The 24,042-nt window shown below is 30.0% G+C and carries 25 protein-coding genes and 2 tRNA genes; 22 read left to right on the top strand and 5 right to left on the bottom strand.

Annotation, left to right across the window (positions count from 1 at the left end):
* Positions 1–4 precede the first annotated feature (4 nt).
* The 4 genes from DG508_RS17260 to DG508_RS17245 all read left to right on the top strand — a co-directional run bounded on the left by DG508_RS17260 (position 5) and on the right by DG508_RS17245 (position 3,412).
* Positions 5–580 (top strand): DUF1572 family protein, encoded by a 576-nt coding sequence (locus DG508_RS17260; RefSeq protein WP_108869345.1) that lies wholly within the window; start codon positions 5–7, stop codon positions 578–580.
* A 132-nt stretch (positions 581–712) separates the two neighbouring features.
* Positions 713–1,831, top strand: coding sequence for a DNA polymerase III subunit beta (gene dnaN, locus DG508_RS17255; protein ID WP_108869344.1), 1,119 nt, complete (start codon positions 713–715; stop codon positions 1,829–1,831).
* An 87-nt stretch (positions 1,832–1,918) separates the two neighbouring features.
* On the top strand, positions 1,919–2,305 hold the full coding sequence (locus tag DG508_RS17250; protein WP_108869343.1) for a hypothetical protein: 387 nt from the start codon (positions 1,919–1,921) through the stop codon (positions 2,303–2,305).
* 132 nt (positions 2,306–2,437) lie between these two features.
* The gene (locus DG508_RS17245) at positions 2,438–3,412 is read left to right on the top strand and encodes a hypothetical protein (RefSeq protein WP_108869342.1); all 975 of its coding nucleotides are present in this window, start codon (positions 2,438–2,440) and stop codon (positions 3,410–3,412) included.
* Between the two features lie 551 nt (positions 3,413–3,963).
* On the opposite strand, the gene DG508_RS17235 is transcribed toward DG508_RS17245, so the two are convergent.
* The gene (locus tag DG508_RS17235) at positions 3,964–5,070 is read right to left on the bottom strand and encodes a serine hydrolase domain-containing protein (RefSeq protein ID WP_108869340.1); all 1,107 of its coding nucleotides are present in this window, start codon (positions 5,068–5,070) and stop codon (positions 3,964–3,966) included.
* A gap of 201 nt (positions 5,071–5,271) precedes the next feature.
* A complete protein-coding gene (locus DG508_RS17230) occupies positions 5,272–5,991 on the bottom strand; it encodes a DUF1223 domain-containing protein (RefSeq protein WP_159090898.1) in 720 nt (239 codons plus the stop codon).
* A gap of 45 nt (positions 5,992–6,036) precedes the next feature.
* On the opposite strand from DG508_RS17230, the gene DG508_RS17225 reads away from it, so the two are divergent.
* The 5 genes from DG508_RS17225 (at position 6,037) to DG508_RS17205 (ending at position 10,033) form a co-directional block, all read left to right on the top strand.
* Positions 6,037–6,681 carry a DUF4159 domain-containing protein gene (locus tag DG508_RS17225; protein WP_108869366.1) on the top strand — a complete coding sequence of 215 codons (645 nt, stop codon included), beginning with the start codon at positions 6,037–6,039 and terminating at the stop codon, positions 6,679–6,681.
* Positions 6,681–7,190: a TrmH family RNA methyltransferase gene (locus DG508_RS17220; protein WP_108869338.1), complete on the top strand. Its 510-nt coding sequence runs from the start codon at positions 6,681–6,683 to the stop codon at positions 7,188–7,190. The genes DG508_RS17225 and DG508_RS17220 overlap by 1 nt, the downstream gene beginning before the upstream one ends.
* A gap of 49 nt (positions 7,191–7,239) precedes the next feature.
* Complete coding sequence (locus DG508_RS17215; protein ID WP_159090897.1) at positions 7,240–7,692, top strand: hypothetical protein; 453 nt, start codon at positions 7,240–7,242, stop codon at positions 7,690–7,692.
* 67 nt (positions 7,693–7,759) lie between these two features.
* Positions 7,760–8,848, top strand: coding sequence for an AI-2E family transporter (locus DG508_RS17210; RefSeq protein ID WP_108869336.1), 1,089 nt, complete (start codon positions 7,760–7,762; stop codon positions 8,846–8,848).
* Positions 8,849–10,033: a class I SAM-dependent methyltransferase gene (locus tag DG508_RS17205; protein WP_108869335.1), complete on the top strand. Its 1,185-nt coding sequence runs from the start codon at positions 8,849–8,851 to the stop codon at positions 10,031–10,033.
* A 19-nt stretch (positions 10,034–10,052) separates the two neighbouring features.
* Here the strand turns inward: DG508_RS17205 and DG508_RS17200 are convergent, their stop codons facing one another.
* On the bottom strand, positions 10,053–11,648 hold the full coding sequence (locus DG508_RS17200) for a hypothetical protein (RefSeq protein ID WP_159090896.1): 1,596 nt from the start codon (positions 11,646–11,648) through the stop codon (positions 10,053–10,055).
* 366 nt (positions 11,649–12,014) lie between these two features.
* Here DG508_RS17200 and DG508_RS17195 point away from each other — a divergent pair.
* Together DG508_RS17195 and DG508_RS17190 are read left to right on the top strand one after the other, a co-directional pair.
* Positions 12,015–12,098: transfer RNA gene (locus DG508_RS17195), tRNA-Ser, on the top strand.
* A gap of 18 nt (positions 12,099–12,116) precedes the next feature.
* A tRNA-Pro gene (locus DG508_RS17190) sits at positions 12,117–12,191 on the top strand.
* 698 nt (positions 12,192–12,889) lie between these two features.
* Here the strand turns inward: DG508_RS17190 and DG508_RS17180 are convergent.
* Complete coding sequence (locus tag DG508_RS17180; RefSeq protein ID WP_159090895.1) at positions 12,890–13,507, bottom strand: TetR/AcrR family transcriptional regulator; 618 nt, start codon at positions 13,505–13,507, stop codon at positions 12,890–12,892.
* 75 nt (positions 13,508–13,582) lie between these two features.
* Here DG508_RS17180 and DG508_RS21470 point away from each other — a divergent pair, with 75 nt between their 5' ends.
* The 7 genes from DG508_RS21470 to DG508_RS17145 all read left to right on the top strand — a co-directional run bounded on the left by DG508_RS21470 (position 13,583) and on the right by DG508_RS17145 (position 19,904).
* Entirely contained in the window at positions 13,583–13,996 is a 414-nt protein-coding gene (locus DG508_RS21470) for an LIC_13387 family protein (RefSeq protein ID WP_108869331.1), read from the top strand.
* A 518-nt stretch (positions 13,997–14,514) separates the two neighbouring features.
* Positions 14,515–15,078, top strand: a complete 564-nt coding sequence (locus tag DG508_RS17170) for a porin family protein (protein WP_108869330.1) — start codon at positions 14,515–14,517, stop codon at positions 15,076–15,078.
* A gap of 374 nt (positions 15,079–15,452) precedes the next feature.
* A complete protein-coding gene (locus DG508_RS17165) occupies positions 15,453–16,208 on the top strand; it encodes a type 1 glutamine amidotransferase domain-containing protein (protein ID WP_108869329.1) in 756 nt (251 codons plus the stop codon).
* Between the two features lie 16 nt (positions 16,209–16,224).
* Positions 16,225–16,677 carry a nuclear transport factor 2 family protein gene (locus DG508_RS17160; protein WP_108869328.1) on the top strand — a complete coding sequence of 151 codons (453 nt, stop codon included), beginning with the start codon at positions 16,225–16,227 and terminating at the stop codon, positions 16,675–16,677.
* Between the two features lie 47 nt (positions 16,678–16,724).
* Positions 16,725–17,792: a serine hydrolase domain-containing protein gene (locus DG508_RS17155; protein ID WP_108869327.1), complete on the top strand. Its 1,068-nt coding sequence runs from the start codon at positions 16,725–16,727 to the stop codon at positions 17,790–17,792.
* Positions 17,793–17,874: 82 nt separating this feature from the next.
* The gene (locus DG508_RS17150; protein ID WP_108869326.1) at positions 17,875–18,963 is read left to right on the top strand and encodes a serine hydrolase domain-containing protein; all 1,089 of its coding nucleotides are present in this window, start codon (positions 17,875–17,877) and stop codon (positions 18,961–18,963) included.
* Between the two features lie 239 nt (positions 18,964–19,202).
* A complete protein-coding gene (locus DG508_RS17145) occupies positions 19,203–19,904 on the top strand; it encodes a hypothetical protein (protein WP_108869325.1) in 702 nt (233 codons plus the stop codon).
* A gap of 305 nt (positions 19,905–20,209) precedes the next feature.
* On the opposite strand, the gene DG508_RS17140 is transcribed toward DG508_RS17145, so the two are convergent.
* Positions 20,210–20,641: an Lrp/AsnC family transcriptional regulator gene (locus tag DG508_RS17140; RefSeq protein ID WP_159090894.1), complete on the bottom strand. Its 432-nt coding sequence runs from the start codon at positions 20,639–20,641 to the stop codon at positions 20,210–20,212.
* 107 nt (positions 20,642–20,748) lie between these two features.
* Between DG508_RS17140 and DG508_RS17135 the strand changes: the two genes are divergently transcribed.
* From DG508_RS17135 to DG508_RS17120, 4 genes are all read left to right on the top strand, one after another.
* On the top strand, positions 20,749–21,687 hold the full coding sequence (locus DG508_RS17135) for a proline dehydrogenase family protein (RefSeq protein WP_108869323.1): 939 nt from the start codon (positions 20,749–20,751) through the stop codon (positions 21,685–21,687).
* Between the two features lie 80 nt (positions 21,688–21,767).
* The gene (locus DG508_RS17130; protein WP_159090893.1) at positions 21,768–22,382 is read left to right on the top strand and encodes a hypothetical protein; all 615 of its coding nucleotides are present in this window, start codon (positions 21,768–21,770) and stop codon (positions 22,380–22,382) included.
* Between the two features lie 181 nt (positions 22,383–22,563).
* Positions 22,564–23,127, top strand: a complete 564-nt coding sequence (locus tag DG508_RS17125; RefSeq protein ID WP_108869321.1) for a Crp/Fnr family transcriptional regulator — start codon at positions 22,564–22,566, stop codon at positions 23,125–23,127.
* A gap of 78 nt (positions 23,128–23,205) precedes the next feature.
* On the top strand, positions 23,206–23,967 hold the full coding sequence (locus DG508_RS17120; protein ID WP_108869320.1) for a hypothetical protein: 762 nt from the start codon (positions 23,206–23,208) through the stop codon (positions 23,965–23,967).
* Positions 23,968–24,042: the final 75 nt, after the last annotated feature.

Genomic DNA, 24,042 nt, shown 5'->3' with positions numbered 1-24,042 from the left:
AACAATGGATTCGATAGAATATTTGGAAGGCATCAAAAAACAATTTGAGTATTACAAATCTCTGGGTGAAAAAACAATGGCACAAATACCTGACGAAAAAGTTTTTTGGCAGTACAACGATGATTGCAACAATATCGCAATGATTATAAAACATCTTTGGGGGAATATGAAGTCTAGATGGACTAATTTTTTGACAGAAGATGGTGAAAAAGAATGGAGACAACGTGATACAGAATTTGCAAATGATATCAGCTCAAAAGAAGAGCTTATAAATAAATGGGATGAAGGATGGCAATGTCTTTTTGATGCACTTGCCTCTATTGATAAAAACAATTTTGATCAGCCTGTATATATTCGTAATATAGAGCATAGTGTTACTGAAGCTATCAATAGACAATTAGCACATTACTCATATCATATCGGGCAAATTGTATACATAGGAAAAATGGCTACTCAAGGGCATTGGCAAAGCCTTTCTATCCCCAAAGGAGCATCACAAACGTTTAATAAAAAAAGGTTTGCTCGACCTAAACATAAAGCTCACTATACCGATAAGCTTACCAAAGATGATAGCAATTAAAAAATTATAATTTAATAAAATAGTCAATAACTCCTCTCTGTTTGTTAATAACTATGGTTTTGCTAATACCAAAATCCAATTAGATTACAATTATATTTGCGTAAAACTGTACATAACTAGTCACACTTATATATGAAATTTATAGTATCCAGTTCTTACTTACTTAAGCAACTACAGGTATTAGGAGGGGTAATTAGCAATAGTAACACCCTGCCAATTTTAGATAATTTTTTATTTGAATTAGACAATAACTCATTGATTGTTTCTGCCTCGGATCTAGAGACAACTATGTCTGCAAAATTAGAAGTAGAATCTTCTGATCAAGGAACTATTGCCGTACCTGCAAAATTATTGTTGGAAACACTTAAGACTTTTCCTGAGCAACCCTTAACATTTGTTGCGGCAGATAACAATACAATAGAGATCAGTTCTAATCATGGTAAATATGCACTTGCATATGCTAATGGTGAAGAATTCCCAAAAGCAGTAGAATTAGAAGATCCTAGTTCTACCAATATATTAGGAGATATTCTTGCAACTGCTGTAAGCAAAACTATTTTTGCTACAGGTAATGATGACTTAAGACCTGTAATGAGTGGTGTCTTTTTTCAGTTCTCTACAGAAGGGTTAACTTTTGTTGCTACAGATGCTCATAAACTTGTCAAATACACCCGAGAAGATATTCAAGCATCTCAATCTGCAGAGTTTATCATGCCCAAAAAGCCACTTACTTTGCTTAAAGGTATTTTGGCAGGTAGTGATAGCGAAGTATTAATTGAGTATAATGAATCTAATGCCAAGTTTACTTTTGATGAAACCCAGTTAATCTGTAGATTGATAGATGGTAAGTACCCAAATTATGAAGCGGTAATCCCTAAAGAAAACCCTAACAAACTTACTATTGCAAGAACACAGTTTTTAAACTCTGTTCGTAGGGTTTCTATTTTCTCTAATAAAACTACACATCAGATTCGATTAAAAATTGCTGGAGCTGAACTTAATATATCTGCAGAAGATATCGATTATTCTAATAAAGCAGAAGAACGCTTGACATGTGACTATCAAGGCGATGATATGCAAATTGGTTTTAATTCTCGTTTTCTCAGTGAAATGTTAAACAACCTTAATGCAGACGAAGTACAACTGGAAATGTCATTACCTAATAGAGCCGGCATTCTTACTCCTATTGATGGGTTGGATGAAGGCGAGCATGTAACCATGTTGGTTATGCCAGTAATGCTTAACAGCTAAATACAACAAAATAGTATATAACATAAAATCCAACTTTTTTATAGAAGTTGGATTTTTTCATTTAAAACAAGCATCCTTATAAACAGAATGAAACTAACTCCAAAGAAAATATTTCTGATAGATGGCCTTGGTGCGCTACTTACCGCTTTTTTGCTAGCCATAGTATTAACTCAATTTGAAGATATTTTTGGAATGCCACAAAAAACATTGCTAGTTTTATCATCTATAGCCTGTATATATGCAGGGTACTCTCTTTTTAATTATAAATTCTTGAGGAAGAATTGGAAATTTTTTATGATCATCATTGCCATTGCCAATGTAATATATTGTTGTCTTACACTCTATTTTATTTTTTTCTACAAAAACAAATTAACCAATCTCGGGATTATATATTTTCTACTCGAAATCTTTATCATAATCAGCCTTACCTGTATTGAAATAAATATGATCGTTTCTTCTAGAAAAAATAATTGATACTAATTACTATATACTATACTTATCAAGAAAACTACCTTAAGAATACATTATTTTTATCCATTAAACCCCTCTTTACTCCATATCTTTAAAAAAAATAAACCGACAAAACAATTGTGTATTTTGAAAAATATGAAAGCACTACAAACAATAGCAACATTTATAATACTCTTTTTAAATATTCATTTCTTACACTGTCAGATTGAAAACACTAGTATTGAGGTTTTACAAAATCAATATGCCCAAAACTTATTAGAAAGAAACTATCCACAATCTCAAGGGTATTCTTATGGTCAAGATCATACTTTGCATCATCCTGATCATGATTTTACATTAGGAAGCATACAAGTAGATATCCTTAAAAACTCCTTAGGAGATTTTAATCAAGATGGTATAAAAGACTATTGGGGTAGTGTGATAGATGAGGGACTAGGAGGCGGTGGTAATGCATTTGGTTATGAAATAGGTATTTTTCAACTTTCAAAAACTGATGAATTTATATTTATCTCTTATTTTGAAGGAGGTAAATTTTCTGATATACACTATACACTTGATGGTCATAAAAATGAAATACCTATAATTGGTGTAACCCCTAATTTTCAAGGAAGTTATGGTCTTTCTATTGAAAAATCAGAAACTGTAGCTATCGCTTTTGAAAATGGTGAAATAATCTCAAAATCTTATGAAAATAATTGCCAAATGGCACAAATGAAAAACAAAAGTATTTTTAAAGACACCCTTCTCAATGTACAAAAGAAAGAAACTCTAAGTGAGTTTCTAGAAGTACAACAACAAGAAACTTATATTGATAATACAATTACATATCAAGCTGACATAAGTGGTTGTAATGATTTTTTTCTGAATTTTTATGCCAATACTAAAACAGAAATGAAAGAAGAGAGATTTATTCAAATAGTATTTGATTTTCTGAATACCCACACTAGGTTTTCATCAATTGTAAAAAAAATAAAACAACAATATCTAAATACAGGTATCTCAACTGATACTAATTATTCAGTCACAAAATCAGGATGGTATTACAATATTAAGAGCTATACATCAGAAGGCAACACCTATGTAAGTATCAAGTATTATCATAAAAACTAATAACACTTATATGAAATATACTTTTCTTTTACTTTTTATATTTCTATTTTATTCCTGTACCCAACACACATCAAAACAAGAATCTTTATCAACCAATATTCGTACAAAAACAAAAGAAAAGTCTTTACAAAATGGTATAGTACATACCGATTCTATTTTTAAGAAATATGAATATAAGACAACCATAATTAGAGACACTACTCCTAAACTCTATTACCAGCACAAAATAGTACTCAATCTATATAAAAGACAGCAATCATCTATATTAAAAAATCACACATTCTTTCTACTCCATGACTTCATATAAGCCAAAGGTTTTTGATTTTAATTTTGACGGCTTAGAAGATTTTGCTCTAGAAGAAGATAACACTATAAATACGGGTCTTGTTCATAGGTTTTATATGCAAAAAAAAAGAATGGCATGTTTATTAGAAGTGATTTTCCTTTCTCTTTTATTCCATCAGAAATTGATTATGATAAAAAGTGGAAACAAATAGAATCCGTAGTTGAAGAAATGGAAACATCATCTAATTAAACATGAGTTAAGCTCATCATTCTAAACTCTCAACAATATTCCTAAAGAACATACTTGAAGAGTTGTCTAGAATCACTATACAAGTTTTTCTTTTTGTATCTCTTATAATATATGTTCTTGCAGCCATCCATAAACCTGTATGTATTACCACACCTTCATCCATGATCATCCAACCAAAACCATAGTCTGATGTTTCTCCTGTGGTCAATACAGGTTTTTTAAAAGCTTCTTTCAAATTATCTTCACTTAACAATTCATTTTGATACCAAAATGCATCCCATATTACAAAATCATGTACACTACAAAAAACGCCACCATCTCCTGCCACTCCATCAATAAAAGTAGGTTTTATCTCCTTTATACCTCTTATCGTTTCATCAAACCCTCCTGTTTTATTTTTAAATGTTTTTTCTTCTGATAATAAATTCCATACCCTCGTATCTTTCATACCCAATGGTTCAAAAAGCTGAGTTCTCATATAGGTTTCAAAAGATACATCTGAAACAACCTCTATAATTCTGGCTAGTAGAATATAATTTGTATTAGAATACTTATATTCTGCATTGGGCAAGAAATCTATTTTTGGTTTATTTTTTATTAATAAATCCACTGCCTTTTTATTAGTCAAAACACCAATCTTTTCTTTATTCTTTTTTGCAAGCTTCATGTATTTATCTGGTACTCCCGATGTTTGATTCAACAGATGTCTGATCGTAACCCCTTTATAAGGAAACTCTTTTATATATAGCGACACCTCATCATCATAATCAATATCGCCTTGCTCTTTTAGAAGCATAATTCCTGCTGCTGTAAATTGCTTGGATACCGATGCTAACCGTAATGAAGAATGTATAGAGAGCTTCTCTTTTTTTGAATAATCAGTATACCCATATCCTTTTATAAGTAATGGTTTGCCTTCTTTAGAGATAAGTACCGCTCCATTAAATTTATTTTGTCGCTGTAACTCCTCAAACCACTTATCCATCAACACCACCTTTTCTTCATCGGTAACATTATCTGGCAATTCTAACTCAGGAACTTGTAAATAAAATGTAAAAAACCAGGTAAAAAAACCAATAATCACGACTACAACCCCTAATAAAATATAAAGTGCTATTCTCATCTATAATTTTGTTTTGATAATTAGTTATACTATGAGAATAAGTTTATAGAGTCAACCTTATACTACTCACAACTTATTGCACAGCATAAAACAACAGTAACTTTCTCTATTAGTGATCAATGCAAATAGAATGTTACATAAAAAAACAATTATTTTTATGCTCTTTATTTTAAACAATAAAATATGAATGAAGTGTATAAATTATAGCTCAATTTTTGTAGCGCCTATGACTCTCATCGTATTGCTCTGTACGTATCCAATTATAGAAAGTTGATCATTTTTTGAAACCCAATTTGGGATACTTATAGATACTTTTGCCGATTGTTCTTTTGTAACAATACCATTTGCAGCAATGTTTGTATTTATCAAAGTTTTACTACGGTTTTCTCCCCTTGCTACTTTAGTAATCCGCTTATCGACAACCAATACCCAAGAAATCCTATCTAATGATGGTTTATCTACTTTATAATTAAAAATAACATGAGATGGCTCTCGTTGTATATTTTTTATCAAAATAGAGGCTTCTGTTTTTGTTTTAGAATATTTTTTTAAGGCTTTATCCAATTTATAAGAATCAGAACCTGTAAAATGTTCGCTTCCGTTTACAACTAATTGGGGGGTATATATTGATCTACTTTCAAATCGTTGCGCATATGCTCTTTGATATTCACTAAATATTGGTAAACTAAATGGATCTTTCCATCCCAATCTATTCCAATAATCTACATGATACGATACTACAAATACATTTTGATCTTTATAATTTTTCTTTATTTCACCCAATAATTCATCAGCAGGAGGACAACTACTACACCCCTGCGAAGTAAACAATTCTAATAGTATGATTGGTTTATTGTGCTGTTGAGCAGCACTACTTATCCAAAAAATAAGCGTTAATACCATCATAAGCTTCTGTAACATCTGCATAATTTTAGTACTTTTAAGCTTTATTTTTAGACGGATATGATGATAAAACTTACGGGCTATCTCTTCTTTTTTTTGGCAGTTATGTCAATATATGGGCAGGATATTGCTATTTTACAATATAATGGAGGTGGCGATTGGTATAGTAACCCTACTGCATTGCCTAATCTAATATCATTTTGTAATCAAAATATAAATACTGCAATAAGTAGTAAACCCAAAACAGTAAAACCCGAAAGTGTAGATATGTTTCAATATCCATATATACATATGACAGGGCATGGTAATGTTTTTTTTACTGATGTGGATGCTGAAAACCTAAGAAATTACCTGTTGAGTGGTGGCTTTTTGCATATTGATGATAATTATGGAATGGAGCCTTATATTCGAAAAGAGCTAATCAAGGTATTTCCTGATAAAGAATTGGTAGAATTACCTGTTGCTCACCCTATCTTCTCAACAAAATACAGTTTCCCACAAGGGCTTCCTAAGATTCATGAACATGACGGAAAAAGGCCGCAGGCATTGGGTATTATTCATGAAAACAGATTGGTACTATTATTTACATTTGAGAGCGATCTGGGAGATGGTTGGGAAAACCCCGAAGTACATAATGACCCTGAGGAGGTTCGTACTAAAGCTCTTAAAATGGGAGCCAATATTATTAAATACGCTTTCGAGAATTAATGTCTATACAACTACACCATCACCACAAACCGTTTGTAAAAAAACAATTTCCTGTTACCCTCATATGTGACAGCGTAAATTCTCCCGCAAATATTGGTAGTATTTTTAGAATTGCCGATAGCTTTGCTGTAGAACAGATCTATTTTTGTGGCGAAGATATTACCGTTGTAAGCAAACGTATGCAACGTACCTCTAGATCTACTCATGAGATTATACCCTATCATCAAGAAGATGACTCTATAGCCATTGCGCAAGAGTTTATATCTAAAGGATATACATTACTTGCGCTAGAAATTACTGATACAAGTATTCCTGTTTCTCAATATAAAATAGGTGTTGATGAAAAAATTGCACTTGTTATTGGTGAAGAAAACTTTGGAGTCTCTGATGAGTTATTATCATTAGTTAACCAAAGTATACACATCAATATGTATGGTAATAATAGTAGTATGAATGTAGCCACAGCTACTGGTATTGCACTATATGAGATTACAAAGCAATATTTGTAACACCATCTAAAAAATTAAATATAATAATAACTTAAAACCATAAAAAACTATGATTTACAGTTTAAAAAATCTAAAAAAAATAAACACTATTATATGTCTTTTTATGTTCTCTTTTATTTCTAATGCACAGGATAAAAAAATAGATACTCAGGTAAAAGAAACATTAGTTTCTATTTTTGAATTATCTGATAAAGGAACTTATGCAGATCTGGCACCCTACGTTATTTATCGTGGTACAGATGCAACCAGAAAATGGAAGGACACATACAATTCTGAGAATACAGAAGAAGCAGAACAACTACAATACATGTATAATAAAATACGAAGCCTGCAAAAATATGGTTCTTATGAATTTGTAGAGTTTATTACTGATAAAGAAAGTGAAGGGCAATGGTATGTCTGGAAACTTAACTTTAACTCATCAAATGCTCAAAAAACAATATACTTTGCATTTTTGAAAATTAATGATACATACGCTCTTGGTGATATTGATATCAATTAATCCTCTATTTTTCTTATCGCTCATTTTTGTACTTTAGTTTTTTATTATAAATCATATCATAAGAATTATGAATTCAAAAACAATTGCTTATGGAATTTTGAGAGCAGTAGCCGTTATCATAGGTGTATTGGGTTTACTATGGTTCCTCTATAAAATACAGTCTGTTCTTATTTACATTGCATTTGCCTCTATAATTTCATTAATGGGAAGGCCTCTGGTTCTTTTTCTTAAAAAAAGGCTCAAATTTAATAACACATTGGCTGTAGTAACTACACTATTTATTGTTATAGGGTTGTTCTTAAGTATTTTCATGCTATTTGTTCCTATAGTAAGTGAGCAGGGTCAATTAATTGGCTCTATTGATATCAATCAGCTAGGAGATGATCTTAATAGATTTAATAGTGAAGTAAGTAATTATTTTAATATAAATAAACTAAATATTATAGAATTGATCAAACAAACCGATCTCATGCAGTTTTTTGATCTCAAAGCAATTCCTAACGCTATTAATTCTTTTTTAAGTGGTTTTGGAGCCGTTTTAATTGGTTTATTCTCTGTATTATTTATTTCTTTCTTTTTACTAAAAGATAGTCTCCTACTAGAAAATAGCCTTTTGGTATTTGCAAAAAAGCAAGATGAGAATAAATTTATGAGAGCATTTACCAAAATCAAGGATTTACTTTCTCGTTATTTTGTAGGTTTATTATTACAGATTTTTATTCTATTTGTTTTGTATACTATACTTTTATTGGTATTTGGCGTTCATAATGCGATTGCTGTTGCTTTGATCGCAGCTATTTTTAATCTTATCCCTTATATAGGGCCTTTATTTGGTGGTATTTTTGTACTTATATTGGCCATTACAAGTAATTTGGGGTTTGATTTTCAATCTGTAATTCTACCTAAACTTACCTATATTTTAATAGGATATCTTATTATTCAGCTTATAGATAATTTCCTGAATCAACCTTTAATTTTTGGTAATAGTGTAAAATCTCATCCATTAGAAATTTTTCTTGCTATTCTTATTTTTGGATTATTATTTGGGATAGGTGGGCTTATCGTGGCTGTACCTTTTTATACCGCAATCAAAGTAATTGCCAAAGAATTTTTATCAGAATACAAGATTGTAAAAACACTAACCAAAGATTTATAATTGAATCCGCTACTTATACATAAAGAAGTACAGGAGTTTATTTCTGAAAACTCTGACAGTTCTACTAATTTAAGCACTTTGATTTTAAAAGGAAGCCCTTTTAAAGGTATTTCGGCAAAAGAACTCGCACAACAAATTCAAGGGAAACGCAAAGCAAAAAAGAAGCTACCCACATGGTATAATAAAAAAGGGATCTATTACCCTCCTACGCTCAATCTTGAGCAAACTTCTTCTGAGGCTACGGCTCTTTATAAAAGTAATTTGGTATCAGGTAGTACACTTATTGATCTTACTGGTGGCTTAGGAATTGATGATTATTTTTTTTCGAAACAGGTAACACAGGTAATCCACTGTGAGTTAAACCCTGAATTAAGCAAAGTAGCTACACATAATTTTAAAATACTCAAACAGAATACTATCAAAACAATCACTGGTGATGGGTTACAAATTCTTACTAATTATAATTCTGTAGACTGGATTTATATTGATCCTTCTAGAAGGCACGATAGCAAAGGTAAAGTGTTTTTTCTAGAAGATTGCTTGCCCAATGTTCCAGACAATCTAGATTTCTTTTTTGAAAAAAGCAAGCATATCTTAATCAAAACCTCTCCTCTACTAGATATACAAATAGGAATTAAAGCATTAAAAAAAGTAAAAGAAATTCATATTGTTGCTGTAGATAATGAGGTCAAAGAATTAATATGGATTTTGGATCAAAATTTTATAGGTGATTTCAAAATAAAGACGGTTAATATTCAAAAAGACAAACAACAAGAGTTTTCGTTTTTTTCAAAAGATGAAGCTAAACAATCTATTAATTTAGCTTCTCCCATGACTTATCTTTATGAACCAAATACTGCTATTTTAAAAAGTGGCGGTTTTTTGAGTATCGCACAAGCTTTTGGAATAAAAAAATTGCATATCAATTCACATCTATATACTTCTGATCAGGTTATTGATTTTCCAGGAAGAAAGTTTGAAATTATCGCAGTATATCCATATCACAAAAAAACACTCTCTAAGACAGGTATTACTAAAGCGAATATTACAACACGTAACTTCCCAGAGAGCGTAGCTACTCTACGCAAAAAGCTAAAAATTAAGGATGGTGGTGACACCTACCTGTTTTTTACAACAGATATGGATAATAATAAAAAGGTGATCTGCTGTAAAAAGACTGCATAAAACATCTAATACTCTAATTTTATTTTACTGGAGAAATCTTAAGTAATAAATTACTTTTTTTACCATCATGTGCTTCTAAGATCATTTCTTTGTTAGGTAGCGTTGCAGCCTTTGTAAGCTCCATAACATCTAATCTAGAGTTTCTTATATCACTTCCAGTAAGAATAGCTTCTTTGGTAGTTTCTCCTGTAGTTTCATCTATAACATATGATGTGAGGTATATAAATTCTTTTTTTCCATCAAAATATTTAGCAGGTGTTTCATCAAATGATCTTTTTAGATTGGTAAAATCATCTATAAAGAACAAATAAATCTTACCATTATCTTTAAAACTCAAATATGACATACTCCTTTTGCCTACAGTTCCCATTTGGTACTTAGGCAACTTATGCATCCAAGCAATGGTATTATCAGATCGTAGCTTAAACACAAAAATATCTCTATAATAATACTTATAAGTAGTCCTAGAACCAGAAGAACTTGAGGTAGTAAATGACTCTGCATAGCGTTGTTCTCCTAATAAAGTTGTGCTACCATCGCTATTAAACATAACATCGTTAATTTTCAACTTTTCAAGATCATTTATATCTGTATCTTTTTGAGTTCCTTCGTTTATTCGTGCTTCTCTCTTTTGTGCAAGATCTTGCAAGGTCTCTAAAGGAATATCACTTTTTGAAATAGTAGTTACTTTACCTTCATCAGATAAGGATGCAGAAAAAACACCCGATACCTCTGCTTTGTTTTCATTATTGGCATAAAAACCTGCAACTTTTACTTTTCCAGCTCCATTTACTTCTATCGCTGCATCTATAATCGATTTTCCTGTTATATTGATTTTACTCTTTATTACCTCTTTTCCGTTTTCTGTGATTTTAAAAACCTCTGTACGATACGTGTTTTCAAGTTTACTTTTCTTCTCGCCATCTATATTAAAAATAGAGGCTGTCATATAAAAATTTCCTTCATTATCTATAGCAAAATTCTCATTTTGCATATTTTCAGACGCATATGGCATTGTTACTTTTCGTCTCCAAATCAGTTTGAGATCATCACTATAAACCGCTATACCTACTTTATCTCCTTTACTTTCTGCTGTTGCTACTCTAAAAACAACAAGTAATTTTTTTCCGTCTGATGATTTTTTGAATGCAAACTTGTTTATCCTTCCTCCTGCATCAAAACCATAAGTGCTCTTAAAACCAAAATCTCTATTTATGTTTTCTTTGTCATTGATCAACTGAATCGGTTTTTCTACTACAATTCCAGTAAGGGATACTTTTTGTGCATATGCTCTATCTTTTATAGAATAAAAAATAACCGCTTTTGACCCTAGTTTCATGACCGTTTCAAAATTCCCTTTATCTTCTACAACCTGTCTTTTTTTTATCTCTTCTTTTAAGTCATCTAGAGAGTACCGTTGTATGGTCATCGAGTTACGGCCTTTTTTTATAGAAACAAGCCTATTACCAGAAGCAACATGATAGGTATTTATATTTTTAATACGTTTATACTTTTCACCTATTTTAAAACTAAAGTCTTCAAGTAAAACTGGTTTTTGGGCAAAAGTAGCACCTGAGATAAGTAACGCTAGAACAAGAAGACATCTTGTATTCATTTTTTTATAGTTTTTATAAATATTCATAAGTAAACATAATAGGTCAATAGTATACAAATATATAAAAGAAGTAGTTAACCCGCTCTATGCATTAGAAAATCTACTACGGCTAGAAACCGTTTCAAGACATAGTGTTTTTTGATCAAATCCTATAGCACAAAGTAAATTTAAGAGTTTTCTTAACAAATAAATTAAAAAAACATTTCAATTTATTTGTTAAGAAAAAAACTGATTTTCAAGTTTTTAAAAACGAGGTTTAATTAATTCAAAAATAATGACAAAAAAATGTTGCATTGTAGATTGATAAAAGTTACATTTGCATCCGCATTTGGGATATTAAATGCGACGTTCATAACAAAATTATACGGAGAGGTGCCAGAGTGGTAATGGAGCAGATTGCTAATCTGTCAACGCGTAAGTGTTGCCAGGGTTCGAATCCCTGTCTCTCCGCTTTTTTTTTTAATGATTCGGGGTGTAGCGTAGCCCGGTTATCGCGCCGCGTTTGGGACGCGGAGGTCGCAGGTTCGAATCCTGCCACCCCGACAGAATCAAAATCCTTGTTATCAATAGATAGCAAGGATTTTTTTATTTATAAGGTGATTTGTCGTCAGTTCAGTTCTAGCGTCACTAAATAGATCTAGAAAACAACAAAAGATTCCGAATATACTGGCTAAGAAAGGGTATCTTAAAAAACTAAAACTAATGAAGGTTTTTAGACAGTCTGACGTTGACAAAACATTTGAAAATAATGATAAGTAAAATGATTTACTGATTAAAAAAACACTTTATTGAAATAATTTATGTCAAAATATATAATTGCTAGAACAGCAAGAAGAAAAAATATTGGCTTGTATTTGGACTGATAATTTCAATTGGACTTTTTATTTACTCTTTTACTTATTGGGTAAATCACGGTTTAGGAGATAGCGCAAGAATACCAATTGGGAATTTTAAAGAAGTAGGAGAAACAAACGGAACGGATTCATATATCGAACTTTCATCATTCAAACCACATCTCATTTTATTATTAATCAAGAACATTATGCGTCCTTTTCGTTTATGAGAAAAGAAGTTATTTCCCCCTAGGTTTTCTAACAATGACATTACGAGAAATTGTTCTTTCATTCTTAGTTAATCTTTTGTGTGAGAACGTAGGGATGTAATTCCTTTGCGTGACTCGACTGTGCGTCATACTACAAATTGTTTGTTTAAAACTCGTTAAGAATTTTCAATCATTCATATCATTGTACAATTGAAAAATATTGCTTTACACCTTTTGTTGTTAAATATGGAAAAATAAGCTGTGACATCATTTCTGAATACTGATTGACGTCCTTTTGGGTGATTTTTCGATTTAAAACATCTATGGATGGAATCCAAAAATAGCCCAGTATATGTACCCTTTTAAAGAGGTTTTGATATTCATTTGGAAGCTTTTCGCTTCTCACCACATTGTTTTCTATAAGTAGATTTAAAAGGTTAAGAAATTGCTGCTCTCTTACTTCTTTTAAAAGTAAATAATGCTCCTTAATTTTATCATGCTCTCTTATTATTTGGCCAAAATCAATTAATATAAACCGATACGCATAAAAATCTGTGATAACAGAAGATGAAATGTTTAGGAGCAAAGATAAATCAGTTTTTTCGATTTGTATTTGTAGCATTGTATTTTCAATTCGATTCACTAATTGAAAATACAATGCCTCAATAATTTCCTCTCTTTTTTTGTAGTAATAATTCAAATTCCCATGGCTAATTCCCATTTTATTTGCTATAGACCTTATTGTTGTTTTCGAAAGACCTTGGTTGTTAAATAGCTCTAAAGCGGTATCTAGAATTCTATCTTTTGTTTTTTTCATTACACAAATATAAAAAATTAGTACCATTGACCTAATTAATAATTATTTAGTACCTTTGGCCTAAATAAATCCCATATGAACATTACTTTAATTTACATTGGATCAGGAATATACGTGTTTCTTGGAATACTTCACGGTATTGTAACCTTATTAGAATTGAAACGAGAAGGGGGTTTGTCTCCTGTAAATAGTGAACTAAGAACGAGAATGAAAAGCGAACCTCTTCGTTTACATTCAACTTCAATATTTTGGAATGCTTGGATTGCTTTTAACTTGACTCAAAGCATAGGATTAATCATTTCAGGAGCCTTAATCAGTCTTCTGCTATTCAATGTTGAAATCATAGTTTCCAACATTTATTTCATCAGTTTAGTACTATCTGGATCATTTCTTTATGCGGCTTCAGCATTCTTTTTTCTTTCCTCTCGTCCAACAATAGCCATTGGAGCACCATTTGTTCTATTCCTTATATCATTTTTACTTCATTGAACAAAAGAACACTACTACCAGTAAAACGAAACTTATACGGATTTAGGATAGTCAACAAGTTGGAATGTATTTTAAAATGGAGTTTTAGTTTGATTATGAAAAAGTGCTGGTTACGACAATTTACTATCTTTCAAACTTAAGAAGTGTATAGTGCATATGCCGCTTCGGCAGGCAAACGCACCATACAAGAGACGTAGTAAACACAACCTTACTCAATTCCACAAAACTATATTTTAGTAAAGCATTTTATTTGAAAAATAAACCCAATAGAAAACCATAAAAAGAGTATAGAAAACGTTACTATATTTTATTGATCATTTTAAAACATCCTGTAGAGGTCGATTATTAAAATACACAAATCTCTGTAAGAATGTACAATATAAAGAAGCTTTAGAAAGCTTGAAAAAAGTCCTAATTCGTAAAATTCCTTCGTTTCAATACTTCTCTAATCGCAAAATTAACTTTTGTTTTGTTTTGAAATCTAAATTCGCAGTAATTAAATCAAAACACATAAATTAATGAAAAAAGTAGTATTAATAACTTTTATAACAGTTTTAGGATTATCAAATATTAATGCACAAAAAATTAGACTTGGTGCTAAAGCAGGTTTAAACTTGGCGTTTATAACCGGAGACAATACAGACAGTCTTGACCCTATAACAGGTTTTCATTTTGGTCTTCAGGCGGAAATGCTCATTTCTGAAAAATTCTCTTTGCAACCTGAATTATTATATTCCGGACAAGGATATGATACAAGCATTGATTCTGAAGGCATTATTGCACTAAACTATTTAAATATTCCATTAATGGCAAAGTACTATGTTACAAAAAGATTGAGTCTAGAAACTGGACCTCAAATTGGTTTTTTACTTTCTACTAAAGGAGGTACCAAAGATTATAAAGACCTTCTTAAAACAACAGATTTTGGAATTAATTTTGGTTTAGGTTATAAACTTGATAACGGGCTCAATTTTGGTGTGAGATATAATCTTGGACTAACTAACATTAATAATATAGATGGTATTTCAGATAAAAACAGAAATGGAGTATTTCAGTTATCAATTGGTTATTTCTTTTTCTGAAACTTGATAACACCATTAAGAAAAATCCGAGTTAGTTGACTTGGATTTTTTATTTGATGTAAAGATCCTGTAAACTCAGAAAAGTAGTGAATAAAATTTGAGACTTATGTTTTTTGTCGCAACTAAAGTAAGTAGTCCAGCTTCGCACTAATTCTAAGTATACTATTGAAGGTATAGTTTATAAGAGTGGCTTTAATTCAAAAATCTACTTTTTTATCACCTTTTAAAAAAATACTGATGTAAACACCTACCAGTTAATTAAATAAATAATTTAAGTGTAATTAGTTCTAAATTATAAATCCGTACTTCTAACAGATAATATTGTTATATTATATTTAAAATAAAATATAGCTTGCAGTAAACTTTCGTTTAACATGCAAAAAATTATTTTATTATTTCATTTAGCATTCTTATTAATAGCCTCTAAAAATGAAAGCCTTTTACAAAATAAGATTTTATTTGTAGTTTCAAATCAACAGACTTATGGTAAATCAACCTTAAAAACATCCAATCATTTTGGAGAAATAGTATATGCCTACGATGTATTTGTAAAAGCAGGCTATAAAGTAGATTTTGTGAGCCCCAAAGGAGGTTCTATTACTTTTGGTTACTTAAATAAAACAAACCCTATTCAAAAGAAATACTTAAATAATACTAAACTCTTAAACAAACTTAAAAAGACATTATCACCAGAGAAAGTCAAGATTTCTAATTATAAGGCACTGTATTATGTAGGTGGAGGAGCTGCAATGTTTGGAGTTCCTGAAAATAAACCTATCCAAAAAATTGCAATTAAGATATATGACGAAAATAATGGTATTATCTCTGCTGTTTGTCATGGAACCGCTGGGATTGTAAATTTAAAGACTAAAGGAGGTAATTACTTATACAATCAAAAACATGTAAGTGGTTACCCAGATATATTTGAAAATCTAACCTCTGAAAAATATAAAACCTTTCCTTTTTCTATTGAAAAGTTGATAAGGCAACGTGGAGGTAATTTTACCTACTCAAATAAAAGAAGAGACAATTATTTTGTAACTGATGGCAGGTTGGTGACAGGACAAGACCCTTCTGCATCAGCATCCGTGGCTCAAGAAGTGATTAAATTACTCCAAAAGAATAAATAATTATAAATTTATAAAAATGAAAAAAACAATTTACTTGCTACTATTTTTCTTAAGTTTTTCAGCATTAACTTTTGCTCAAGAATCAGATTATAGCCTTATTGAAAAAACATTACATTATTATCTAGATGGAGACCTTGTAGATGACTTTGAAGTGATAAAAAAAGGTTTTCATCAAAATGCCATGATGAAAAGTATTTCCTTAAAGACTAAAAAATACAGAGAATCAAATGCCTTAGAAGTTTTTAAAAAAGCAAAAAAGCGTTCTGTTTCAAAACCAAATGTAAAGAGTAAGATTGTATATATAAATATAACTGATACAGCTGCAAGTGCAAAATTAGAAACAGAATCTCCTAGAGCTATAGTTACAGACTATATGCAGCTACTCAAAATTGATGGCATATGGAAAATAGTAAGTAAAATTTACACCGTAAAATTAAAAAAGAACACAATTGCCAATAAAATAAATTAAGAATAGAACATTAAACCTAAGAACTATTGATAATAAAATCAAATTTTATGAAACATATTTATAACTATTTGCCTCTATTACTTGGCATACTTCTTATAAATTGTAACAGTGGTAGAAATAGCAATAAAAAACAAATAAATAGCTACTCGGTTAAAATTGATAGTTTAATTCAAACTACAAGTCCAAGAAATTTTAATGGTATTATCCTTATAACACAGAAGGGCAAAACAAAGTATTCAAAAACGTATGGTTATTCAAATTTTGAAGATAAAACATCTATTTCAATAAAAGACAACTTTAGAATCCAATCTAATAGTAAACAGATAACTGCTGTTTTGATTTTAAAAGAAGTAGAAAAAGGAAAAATAGACTTAAAAAGCCCAATTAAAAAATACTTACCAGACCTAAAGCAAACTTGGGCAAATACTGTAACAGTCCATCAGTTATTAAATATGTCATCTGGAATTATAGGGATTGACAAGCCATTAATCTTTGAACCAGGAACAGAGTACAAATATAGTAATCCTGCCTATGGTTTGTTGGGTAGAATAATCGAAAATGTAACAGAGAAAAAATATATTCAGATAGCTAACAACTTATTTGAAAAGCTAAAAATGAACAATACTTATTGTTATGAAATGCATAAAAACCAATTAATCAATGGATATAGAGTTTCTAATGAGAAACTTGAATTAGTGAAATTTAATGAACTTGGAATATCTGAAAAATGGTGGAAAGATTTTATTCCTGCTGGAGGAATTATATCTAACGCAATAGACCTGAGTATTTGGGATACAAAACTTCATAATGGCAAAATATTAAAACCAAAAACCTACAACCTAATGACCAGTTATAATATTACTGGACAACACAGTGCTTTTGGGAGTGAAAAAATTGGATATGGTTATGGTGTTAGAATTGATGACAATAAATCTATAAAAATTATAGGTCATGCAGGTAAAGGACTAGGCTTTGCATCTATTAAGTTTTATATACCTGAAAAAGACATTAATGTTATTGTATTAGAAAACATATATAATGAAGATAGTAATATTGTTTATCATTTTGAAAATGAAATAAGAAAAATAGTACTGAATAGTAGTCTTGTAAAATAGCCATGTAATGCTTGCAGATGTCAAATACAATTTGTCATAATTTGGCTAGATACCAAAAAAAGTATTGAAAACAATTTAGAAAATGAATAAAATGACCATATACTTATTGCTAATAATAAGCCAATTATTTTTAGTCACTTCCTGTGAAAAAGAAACAATAGAATCGTCTAACCTTTCAAGTAAAATTGAGAAGAAAGTCATCAAAATTGCTAAAAGCAAAAATATTCCATCATTGGAACTTACAATTACCACGGAACAAGATGTCATAGATTTTAACTACAACCACAAAGAGGTTGAAAAACAAAGTATTTATGGAATCGGAAGTACAACCAAATTTCTCTCCTCGGTATTAATTTTTAAACTTATAGAGAACGAAAAACTTAAAATAAATGACAAAGTTACAGATTATGTAAATCTCACTCAACCAATAACAGGAATTGAAAACTTGACCATTAAAAATCTATTAAACCATACAAGTAGCTTATCTGACTATACCAAAAACCCTGATTGGATTACAAGTGTAATGAACAATAATGCACCAAAGACATTTGAGGAAAAAATATTACTTATTAATGATACAACAGAAAATAGTGGTAGTTTTTCATACAGTAACACCAATTATCTTTTTCTTCAAAAAATCGTAGAAACTATTATAGGAGAATCCTATGAAGTTGCTTTCAATAACTTTTATAGAGCCAACAATCTTTCTGACATAAAAATGGGAATTGATGAAAATGGTTTACAGGCTTTTTTCGGGCAAACAGAACAGGCAAGTCCAGATGTTTCTGATTGGAGAGAATATTATGGCTTTGATGGAGGAGCCTACACTGATACAGAAACACTTGATAAATTTTTAACTAAATTATTTAGAGATAAATCAATCTTAAAATCAAGTACTATATCTGAAATGGAAGAATGGATAGAAATGGAATCTATGACCATACCTATTGGAAGTGGAATAACCTCGAAACACGGTAACGGAATTATGAAACTAACGTATAATGGACAACAATATATTGGTCATTTTGGAAGTACATTAAAATATCAATCTATGGTTTTTTATAATGCTAAAAAGAACATTTCAATTAGCATTGTAACGAATTGTAGTGGTAGATATTTTAATAATGTGTTTTTCCAAGAATTGATACCTGCGATACTTGATGAACTATAGAAAAACTGGTTACGACCAATGGTAACCGTTGCACAAGTCTATAATTTTAAAGAAAAAGGCTTTATATAAGCCTCTCTAAAGAGATTTTTTTGTTCCATGGCTTATTCAACATAGATTTTAAAAGCCCCTATTTCGAAGTTAAAGAGCCTGTAAAAAAACAACAGAAATACTCAAGTAGCAGTAAGCAATTTCAAATCAATTAAAAATCTGCTAGATTTGTAATAAATATGACAAAATATATGACTTCAAGAACTACGATTAAATTAATATTTCTTCAATTATTGTTTTTAATTTCGACAAAATCATTTTCTCAAAATTCTGATAAACTCTACAATCATGAAACAGCAGTAATTGAATTAGATAGCTTATCACAGAGGATTAAGTCTGGATTGCCATATAAGATAAATTCAACTTTAATACAATATATTTATAATCAACAAGATAAATTTCCAGAAATACCAGAAAATTTAAGTTCTAGGGTTAAAATGGGAATTATAGCCCCTATTTTTACGCAAACTTCATTAATTATGAAATCTCAATTGAATCCTCCTCAGGATTCAATTTCTAAAGAAGAGGCTATGTTAGCTGCTACTACTGGATATCAATCTATAAAAATAATTTCTTTATCAAATGAATTCTTAAATACTTTGGATGAAGATTCTTATAATTATAAAACTCGTTTGAGAGGATTTAATCAAGGAGTTAAAGGACTTCAGGAGTTTCTTTTAGGCTACACTACTATGACCTTTTTGGAAAATCAAAACCAGACAGTGGATGATATATTAATTTCAAGTCTTCTAGATTTTGCTCCAAAAATAATCAATGAATTTCCTATAGATAAAAAAGAAAGTACAATCGATTTACTTAAATCATCAATTGAAGGAGAAGAGGATATACGATTAATAAATGAATTCAATAATTTCATTAAATCGTTGAAATAGAATGCACTATTGCTAACACTGGTGACTGTTGCGCGACTCCAAACCTTTTTAGAATTATCATTTCTTATTTTCTAAACAAACTCAACTCACTGATTATTAATACTAACTATTTAGGGTTTCGTTCAATATTTTAAATTTTTATCAAAAAAGATAGTTCTGTAGCAGTCACCCCGTTTATAATTAATTGCTGCCGAATCGTATTGAGAAAATTTCGTTCAAAAACAAAGTAAATTTAAATGAAAAACTAACGTTGTTAAAGTTTAGCAACTAATCATAAACATAATCGTTATGTGTAATATAACCGATTAAGGTTTGAAAAAAGTTCTATCTGTGTAATCTGAAAGTATTATTGAAGTATTTGGATGCCCATATACAGTTAACCTGTCAATCAAATCTTCTAATTGATTATTATCCTTTACTGCAACTTTTAAGAAAACACAATATTCACCTGTTACCTTGATGCAATCAAAGATTTCTGGGAATTCGCTAAGTTTTGACACAAAAATTTTAAATCCGCGTGAATCTATTTTTAAAGCAATGTTTGCTTGAATATGGTAAGCAAATTTAGTTAGGTTTAATTGAGTAAAATATCCAGTAATTAAACCTAATTCTTCCATTTTCTGAATGCGGTCAGCAACAGAAGGTGCAGATAACCCAACTATCCTACCAATTTCTACATATGAGCTTCTAGCATTCTCTCTTAAAACTTCAATTATTCTTTTATTTAAGCTATCCATTTTACAAAAATTGTAATATTCGAAGGTAAAAATAAACATATTCCTTTAAATACAAGGCTATAATATTTTGATATGATTTAATTTTAAACATTATAAAATCAAAACAGATGGAACAAGAATTATTAAAAATAGGAACAATTGCACTAAAAAAAGCAGCTTTGAATGAAGAGGCTAAAAATTTTGTCCTTCAAAATGAAATGCTTTTTAAAACTTTAAAGAAAGCTGCTTACAGATATATAGGAGGTGAGAATTTAGATGAAACAATAATCTCTATCCAAAAATGGAATAAAAAAGGCTTTGACGTTACCACAGATTTTATGGGTGAAAGTATACGAAATGAAAAAGATGCAGATGATGCCACAAAAGAATTTTTGAAGCTCGCAGAATCTATTAGAACAACCGGTATCAACTCTTCAATATCATTAGATCTATCCCATATTGGTCTTTTGGTTTCAAAAGAGCTAGCAGTTCAGAATTTAAGTGCTATATGTGAAGTAGCAAAAATGAGTAACCAAGAGGTGATAATAAGTATGGAAGGAACCGATAGGACTGACTCAATATTGGACATTTACAAAGATACTTTAAAAAGACACGATAACCTCGGGATTACTATTCAAGCATATTTAAAAAGAACCGAAGAAGATTTTCAAGAAATGTTAAGATTAACTGGCAGTATTAGATTGGTAAAAGGAGCATATGATACTCCAAATGGAATGTCAATCGAACGAGGAGAAAAATTAGATGAAATTTATTTAGAATATGCAGAACAATTACTCGCCAAAAATCATAAATGTTCAATTGCATCCCATCATGAAAAAATTCATAAAGAGACAACTAAACTAATAAACAAATACAAACCAACTGATTATGTGCTTGAACGCCTTTTGGGTATAAGAAATGAAGAATTGGAAGATTTTAACGATAATGGTTATAATTGCCGGGTTTATATAGTATATGGTACAGAATGGTATCTTTATTTGTGTAATCGCTGGGCAGAATATCCTTTAAATCTTTTTAGAGGTATTGCGGACATTGTAAATAAATAAAAAATTACACATAACATTTGTATATTACATATACACCCTGCGGGATGCAAATGCAACATACAAGAGACGGTAGGCAACATATGAAAAAACTCATTCTGACATTATTACTTTTAAATTCTTTAGGTATTTTTTCCCAGAAAAGAACAAAAATATTTTTTGAAGATTTTGTTGAATGTTTTTATTCAAATAAAGCAACTGGATCTATATCTATTTATAATAGTCCAAATGAAAATAAAATAGCGGAATTAAATTCATTGACCAACCCTCATTGTTGGTATAAATTTGCAATATCTGATTCAAAAGACGGTTGGTTGAAAATAGAAAATGTAATTGTCTTACCAGCTTGCGAAGACAATAAGTTAAATAATGACATTGGAAAATATAAAGGCAAGTGGATTAAGGCAAAAAATCTAATAATTGATATTGGAGGTGCAACAGGCGAAACTAAAATTGACTGTTTAAATGAAAAGACTGATAAAGGATTTATTGAAAATGGATATAGACTTTATAACGAACCAAATTCAGAATCTGAAATAGCATTTTGCATAAAAGGCTTCACGGAATCTGAATTAATAGCAATAAGTGGAACTTGGGCAGAACTGAAAATAAAGCATAACGGGAAATTGTTTCAAGGTTGGATACAAAAGAAATATCAATGTGCATATCCTTGGACAACTTGCCTTGTTTATGACTAAATTGCATTGCCTAACACTAGTAACCGTTGTACAAGTCCACAATGTATATAAAAAAAGGCTATTTTAGGCTTAAATAAAGGTTGTTGCTTTGTTTGCTAACTTCTGATTTTCCTTCGGAAAATCCTCGCACACAAACACGCAACTTTTTCATATACATAAACGTTAGCAATAAGACTAAAAAATGATAGATTTCATTAACTTTTTAAATAAAAATTCTAAAATTAGTTCAGAATGTTTAAATGAATTAAAAGCTATCATAAAACGTAAAACTATTACTAAAGGGGGAACTATTATAAACACGAATTCTCATTCAAAAGAACTTTTTTTCATAACAAAAGGAATTATTAAATTTTGCTTTAACGGAGATGGCAAAGAATTTATAATGCGCTTCTTTGAAGAAAATATATTATTTGGTGACATAGAAAGCTACTTCAAAAACAGAAAATCAAAATATGAAATAATTGCTATTGAAGACACTGAGTATTTTACTTTTCCAATTTCAGAATTTGAACAACTTTGTTTAAAACACCATTCATTAGAAACCTTTTTTAGAAATTTTATGGTAATAGCCAACTTGAATATGATGGAAAGAGTTAGTGAAATTTTAGAAGAAGATGCAAAAAAAAGGTACATCAATTTTACCAATAAAAACCCTAAATTATTAAACAGAATTAGCTTGGGTGATTTAGCTAACTATTTAGGAATAACCCAAGTTTCTTTAAGTAGAATTAGAGCTAATATGTAGTTTTTTATCAAATGATAAATTTTTTACAAAAACCTAATTTTACCTTTGTTATAAGTTATAATCATAAATTTTTACAAAATGACAAAGGAGTATAATTTAAAAATAGTTAATCAGCATTTAAAGTATGATAAAGTTTCTTTAATACCTACGTTAACATCAAGTTTTATACATATTGCATCCGAAATAGATACTACTTCAATACCTTTTTTTATAACAACAAGTAGCAAGAAAAAAGAACTCATTAAAAATTGTAAAAAATGGTCTAAAGAGATTGAAAAAATTGAAGGTGTTATTGAAATTAGTTTTTTTAAAGCGACTATAATCCCTCCTGGTTTTGGACAATACATTAAAGAAAATTTAAACAAAATACATTTAGCTAAATTTGATTTTGTTATTCTCATTGAAACTTTATCAGATGAAATTACCGAGAAAGTAAAACAGTTGGACACTTTTAAAATGATAATAAAAGAAGTAAATAAAGTAGCTTCTTTTAGCCACATTATGAACGCTTCAAATGTGAGAAGAATAGGTAGTGTAAATCATAAAAAGAAAGGAGTTTTTTTATTCAATTATTTCTCTGCTGAGAACAGAGCTCAAAACTTAAAAATCTGGGAATATACTGCTGGTTGGTTTGAAAAAGAGACAGCGTTAAATAATTCTACCTTAATGTTACCAAAGGAAAAAAATCAATTATACTCAATAGTAAATCATTGCAGGTGGGATAAATACATTGACATTTTGCCTTCATTAATTTTTAAAAAATCATTTAAAAATTATGTTTTAGATAATTTTTATGTGAATAATTTAGGTGCTCAACCAATTTTATATAAAGTCATTTAAAATAAAAAGTATATAATATCCTATTGCTAATCGTGTAGACGGGTGACGGTTCAATAACCGTCACTGCGCCTCATA

Source organism: Aquimarina aquimarini, assembly GCF_900299535.1.
GTDB classification, from domain to species: Bacteria; Bacteroidota; Bacteroidia; order Flavobacteriales; family Flavobacteriaceae; genus Aquimarina; species Aquimarina aquimarini.
Note: the sequence above shows the minus strand (reverse complement) of the source record. Positions and strands in the feature narration are given on the sequence as shown.

Bases quoted from the DNA above. Each gene is read 5' to 3' on its own strand.
- DG508_RS17230 (WP_159090898.1), bottom strand. From the start codon at position 5,991: ATGTTACAGAAGCTTATGATGGTATTAACGCTTATTTTTTGGATAAGT.
- DG508_RS17220 (WP_108869338.1), top strand. From the start codon at position 6,681: ATGTCTATACAACTACACCATCACCACAAACCGTTTGTAAAAAAACAA.
- DG508_RS17170 (WP_108869330.1), top strand. From the start codon at position 14,515: ATGAAAAAAGTAGTATTAATAACTTTTATAACAGTTTTAGGATTATCA.
- DG508_RS17245 (WP_108869342.1), top strand. From the start codon at position 2,438: ATGAAAGCACTACAAACAATAGCAACATTTATAATACTCTTTTTAAAT.
- DG508_RS17140 (WP_159090894.1), bottom strand. From the start codon at position 20,641: ATGGATAGCTTAAATAAAAGAATAATTGAAGTTTTAAGAGAGAATGCT.
- dnaN (WP_108869344.1), top strand. From the start codon at position 713: ATGAAATTTATAGTATCCAGTTCTTACTTACTTAAGCAACTACAGGTA.
- DG508_RS17125 (WP_108869321.1), top strand. From the start codon at position 22,564: ATGATAGATTTCATTAACTTTTTAAATAAAAATTCTAAAATTAGTTCA.
- DG508_RS21470 (WP_108869331.1), top strand. From the start codon at position 13,583: ATGAACATTACTTTAATTTACATTGGATCAGGAATATACGTGTTTCTT.
- DG508_RS17120 (WP_108869320.1), top strand. From the start codon at position 23,206: ATGACAAAGGAGTATAATTTAAAAATAGTTAATCAGCATTTAAAGTAT.
- DG508_RS17145 (WP_108869325.1), top strand. From the start codon at position 19,203: ATGACTTCAAGAACTACGATTAAATTAATATTTCTTCAATTATTGTTT.
- DG508_RS17180 (WP_159090895.1), bottom strand. From the start codon at position 13,507: ATGAAAAAAACAAAAGATAGAATTCTAGATACCGCTTTAGAGCTATTT.
- DG508_RS17215 (WP_159090897.1), top strand. From the start codon at position 7,240: ATGATTTACAGTTTAAAAAATCTAAAAAAAATAAACACTATTATATGT.
- DG508_RS17200 (WP_159090896.1), bottom strand. From the start codon at position 11,648: ATGAATACAAGATGTCTTCTTGTTCTAGCGTTACTTATCTCAGGTGCT.
- DG508_RS17260 (WP_108869345.1), top strand. From the start codon at position 5: ATGGATTCGATAGAATATTTGGAAGGCATCAAAAAACAATTTGAGTAT.
- DG508_RS17160 (WP_108869328.1), top strand. From the start codon at position 16,225: ATGAAAAAAACAATTTACTTGCTACTATTTTTCTTAAGTTTTTCAGCA.
- DG508_RS17150 (WP_108869326.1), top strand. From the start codon at position 17,875: ATGAATAAAATGACCATATACTTATTGCTAATAATAAGCCAATTATTT.
- DG508_RS17210 (WP_108869336.1), top strand. From the start codon at position 7,760: ATGAATTCAAAAACAATTGCTTATGGAATTTTGAGAGCAGTAGCCGTT.
- DG508_RS17225 (WP_108869366.1), top strand. From the start codon at position 6,037: ATGATAAAACTTACGGGCTATCTCTTCTTTTTTTTGGCAGTTATGTCA.
- DG508_RS17155 (WP_108869327.1), top strand. From the start codon at position 16,725: ATGAAACATATTTATAACTATTTGCCTCTATTACTTGGCATACTTCTT.
- DG508_RS17235 (WP_108869340.1), bottom strand. From the start codon at position 5,070: ATGAGAATAGCACTTTATATTTTATTAGGGGTTGTAGTCGTGATTATT.
- DG508_RS17165 (WP_108869329.1), top strand. From the start codon at position 15,453: ATGCAAAAAATTATTTTATTATTTCATTTAGCATTCTTATTAATAGCC.
- DG508_RS17135 (WP_108869323.1), top strand. From the start codon at position 20,749: ATGGAACAAGAATTATTAAAAATAGGAACAATTGCACTAAAAAAAGCA.
- DG508_RS17130 (WP_159090893.1), top strand. From the start codon at position 21,768: ATGAAAAAACTCATTCTGACATTATTACTTTTAAATTCTTTAGGTATT.
- DG508_RS17250 (WP_108869343.1), top strand. From the start codon at position 1,919: ATGAAACTAACTCCAAAGAAAATATTTCTGATAGATGGCCTTGGTGCG.